General features: G+C 53.5%; 1 protein-coding gene. It reads right to left on the bottom strand.

Annotated features, from left to right (window positions below; genetic code table 11):
* Position 1 precedes the first annotated feature (1 nt).
* Positions 2-403 (bottom strand): hypothetical protein, encoded by a 402-nt coding sequence (locus tag ACTHUF_RS11065; protein ID WP_440407709.1) that lies wholly within the window; start codon positions 401-403, stop codon positions 2-4.
* Between the last annotated feature and the right edge of the window lie 117 nt (positions 404-520).

The following is a 520-nucleotide window of genomic DNA, read 5'->3' as shown; positions in this document are numbered from 1 at the left end:
GTCACAAACTGATGAAAGGCTCGGACCTACGCAACGCCCCCACACCACCCCCCCAACCCCCAAACACAAAACCCCCAACCACAAAAAAACCAAACCCCAACACCACCACCAACCCCACCAAAAACCACCCACACCACAACAAACACAAACCCACCCACCCCACCCACACCCCACACACCAACCCACCACACAACCCACACAACAAAACCCCCAACACAAGACCCCTAACCAAAACCCGCCCACACGAAGAACAAACCCACAACAACACCCCCACCAAACACCCCAACAAACCCAAACCCCATAAACAACAACACCAAAAACACACACACCCCAACACCACCACCCACCACAACCACACACCAAACAACCACACCAAAACCCACAACAACACCGCCATCAACACAGACAGCTCCAACCCAGCACTCGCCAGCGATTAATAGCCCAAAACCCCGCAAACCAACACAACCACGCCAGGCAACGACGCAAAAACCAACCCAAACACCAACACCAACCACAAAAA

This window comes from Neisseria sp. P0024.S006 (genome assembly GCF_051956595.1).
Classification (GTDB): Bacteria; Pseudomonadota; Gammaproteobacteria; order Burkholderiales; family Neisseriaceae; genus Neisseria.
This window is presented reverse-complemented; position numbering and strand designations above follow the sequence as displayed.